Raw genomic sequence first — 3629 nt, 5'->3', positions numbered from 1 at the left:
AGCAAAGGCTCTTTTCGTATACTTTGTTGCTTTTAGTCAGTTGATTTCAAACAATCCATTTAAAACAACAATCTTTTTGAAAACAGACTAAGCAAAAAAAAACAGGCCACTAATATGGCCTATTGCAGTGCTTTTATATCTTCAATGATTTGCTCGAAAGGAACTTCTTTTAGGCCTGTATAATACTTCCTCATGTCACCGTTCTGATCCACAAGATAAAAATCAGTTCCATGAATAACCTGGTCACCTGATTGTGGCTTTTTAACAATCGTCTTGAAATTTTCAAGTGCGAATTTTTCTATTTCTTCCTGAGAGTATCCAGTAAGGAAATTCCAATTCTTAAAATCAACATTAAACTTCTTGCCGTATTCAGTTAAGACCTCTGGCTTATCAACAGTGGGATCCACACTAAACGAGACTATTTCGACACCCTCAAGACCTTCCTCTTTTATCATATCTTGAAGCTTTGCCATGTTAGCCGTCATCGGAGGACATACATCCGCACAGTTTGTGAATACAAAATCAGCTACCCAGACTTTGCCTTTAAGATCCTTTTTGCTAAGAGGCTGACCATCCTGGTTGGTATACTTAAAATCTTCGATCGGATAATTCTTGGCATCCTTTAGTCCGCTATTCCCACATCCAGCAGCAAGTGCTATCACTGCTGCCAAAATAAAAAATAATACACTCTTTTTCATACAATCACCTGCATTCTCTCTAATTCTGTCCACACTCATTCTAGCAAACGTTTTTGAGAGAAGAAAGAAAAAGATATCTGAAACCCGTGAAAATAGTAGTACTGATTTAATGGTATCCCCCAGAATTTTTGGAGTTTTTCAACGTTTGGAAAAAATCCTTAATGAATTCAGCATAATTGAAATTAACAGCCACTTTATGAAGCGGGAAATTGGCTTTGTCTACCATGTTTCTGAAATCTCCAATACTTTGGCCAAATGCTTCGCCAATATTCACGATGACCTTTACAGGTACCTCTCTGTATGTGACATGTTCATCATTTACAACAGCCCAGAGAGTAAGGACATCATGCAAGGGGGCACCTGTCAATTGAGGAGACCTCTTTTTATAAAATTTATAATAGTAATCAAACATCGGTTTTACAAGTTTCCCAACATTACTTTCGACAGAATGATAATAAACATCTAGCTCATTAATCAATGCTGGTGTAACAATTGAGCCGCTAGTCACATTGAGAGGGATGATCTTCACCCTTCCTGCTGTCTGATTTAATACAATATTAGCAGCATAAGGATCACCGTAAAAATTCGCCTCTGCGACGGGTGTAACATTTCCTGGTTCATTGAATGCGCCGCCCATCAGGTAAAATTCTTTTACTTTTTTCATTGTCTCAGGATATAGGATAAAAGCTGTAGCCAGAGAAGTAAGTCTGCCAACATTCACGATGATGATTTCATTGGGATTTTGTTCGATGACTTCCTTGATTCCATGGAAGTTCTCCAGTGAGAGATCAATATCAATTTCCGGTATAATAGGGCCTAAACCTTCTGCACCATGAACGTCTGGATAAAATTCTGGCGGATTGCCGGTAAGTGGCAATTCTGCACCAGCGAAAACAGGAACATCACGAATGCCAGTAAGTTTTTGGATATACGCTGCATTTCTAAGTGCATCCTGTTTGGACACATTACCATAATCAGCCACTACACCAACGATTTGAATTTCTTTATTGAAGAACGCATATAAAATGGCTAGATTATCATCAATCCCAAAATCACTGAAGAAAAGCACTTTTTTAACCATCCCGGACACCCCCTTTTTTATGTATATTGAGGGTAAGGAAAAATGATGGCAAAATTTTAAAAGCCCTTGGATTTACTCAGACCCTTCTACTAATAAAGGGACCAAGATCTCAAAGGTTGTCCCTTCTCCTTTTTTGCTTGATACCTTAATATGGCCTTTCATCCGTTCAACAATCTGGTAACAGACCATCAATCCCATGCCTGTACCACGTTCCTTCAGAGAATAAAATGCTGTTCCCAGTCTTGAAAGCTCATCCTCCGTCATGCCAATGCCAGTATCTCTGATTATGAAAACACCATATGAACCTTTTTTTTCCAAAGTCAAGCTCAACTTGCCGCCGTCCTTCATCGCCTCTATGCCATTTTTCAAGATATTGATTAAAACCTGCTTTAATTCATTCTTATTGCCCCTGATTTTCATATCTTCTTTTAATTCAGTATGTAAAGAAATATTCTTTGACATCATTGCATAAGAGGTCATCAAATCCATAACTTTTTCTGCCATATCCCTGCTATCAATGACCTCCAGCTTGCCAACATCAGGTTTTGCCAGACTCAAATAATCATTAATGATTGTTTCCGCCCTGTTTAACTCTTCTATCATCAGCTTTAAAAACATATGTTCTTCATCACTCATGTCTTTTGCAAGAAAAATCTGCAGGAAGCCTTTGACGACTGTCATTGGATTTCTGATTTCATGGGCAACAGATGCAGCAAGCTGTCCAATTGCATTCATTTTTTCCGCCCTCTGGAGCTCCTGCTGCAGCTTTGTTCTTTCAAAAATATCCTCCATCGTATTAATGGCTTCTTCTAAAAGTAGCGAATCACTTTCATTCATTGATGATTGTCCCAACTGCTTAGACGCTGCAGAAACCCGTTCAAACAAATGCGAAAGCTGGGCAGCCATTTCATTAAAACGATCACTTAACAAGCTAAGTTCCGACTGGTCATGAACTGGGAGGCGGACATTGAAATTGCCCGTGCTGATTTCCTTGATTCCATAAAACAAATCATTTACTGGCTTCAGCACCCTTTTTAGGCCCCAATTCAAAGTAATAAAGACGAGAAAAATAATAGCAGCCAATTCTATTAGCAATATTTTCAAGATTTCCGTTTGATTGTTTCTGATGATTGCAGCCTTTGCATCAATACCAAGAATGGCAACAACATTTCCCTTATCATCCATGATAGGAGCGAAGGAGGAAATCCATGACCCATATTGGTCCTTGAATATGCCTGTGCTAGTAATCGTTTTTCCTTCCTTTGCTTTCCTAAAGGCATTCAGAAATTCATTCCCCGCATCATAATACATAAGTGATCCAAACGAGTACTCTTTGTAAATGTCTGATGCTGCTAGAATATATACTTTATTATTAGGGTAAATATCAGGCAAAACCAGATAGGCTCCGAGAAACGATGCATTGTTGTTGTTTACCATTGTGAGCAGTTTCACCAGACGGACACTTGAAGGATGGTCGATATTTTTCATTTCAGCGGCTACTTTTATATCAGAAGGAGACAGTGTAGAAGACCAAAGGCCAGCTACTCCTTCTACCCTGTCTTTCATATGGGATTCCATCTGTTTAGCCTGGAGGTAAAAACTGCTCCCTATGATCGACACAACTACAAGCGTGGTAATCATAAAGGAGAACAGCAATATTTTATTGAACAATGGCATGTTATTTATATTAAGCTTCATAAGTGAATAGTCACATTCCATTCCATTGAAAAATGAATTACTGTGAGTATTCGACGAAATCTTCTATAAATCCTGTTTTCAGCCTAAAAAAGAAAAGGCTTTGTTAAACAAGGCTGTTGATTTTCGTTCCAGGCGCTGAGCCTTCCACTACA

3 protein-coding genes are annotated in these 3629 nt (G+C 38.6%); all 3 read right to left on the bottom strand.

What is annotated here, in order from left to right:
* Positions 1 to 119: 119 nt before the first annotated feature.
* Positions 120 to 698, bottom strand: coding sequence for an SCO family protein (locus WB217_RS13830; protein ID WP_423993802.1), 579 nt, complete (start codon positions 696 to 698; stop codon positions 120 to 122).
* Positions 699 to 804: 106 nt separating this feature from the next.
* Complete coding sequence (locus WB217_RS13825; RefSeq protein ID WP_423993800.1) at positions 805 to 1779, bottom strand: nucleoside hydrolase; 975 nt, start codon at positions 1777 to 1779, stop codon at positions 805 to 807.
* A gap of 72 nt (positions 1780 to 1851) precedes the next feature.
* On the bottom strand, positions 1852 to 3420 hold the full coding sequence (locus WB217_RS13820; RefSeq protein ID WP_423993798.1) for an ATP-binding protein: 1569 nt from the start codon (positions 3418 to 3420) through the stop codon (positions 1852 to 1854).
* Positions 3421 to 3629 lie beyond the last annotated feature (209 nt).

Source organism: Mesobacillus sp., assembly GCF_049588175.1.
Taxonomy (GTDB): Bacteria; Bacillota; Bacilli; order Bacillales; family Cytobacillaceae; genus Mesobacillus.
The sequence above is the reverse complement of the archived record's forward strand: the minus strand, read 5'-3'. Positions and strand labels throughout refer to the sequence as shown.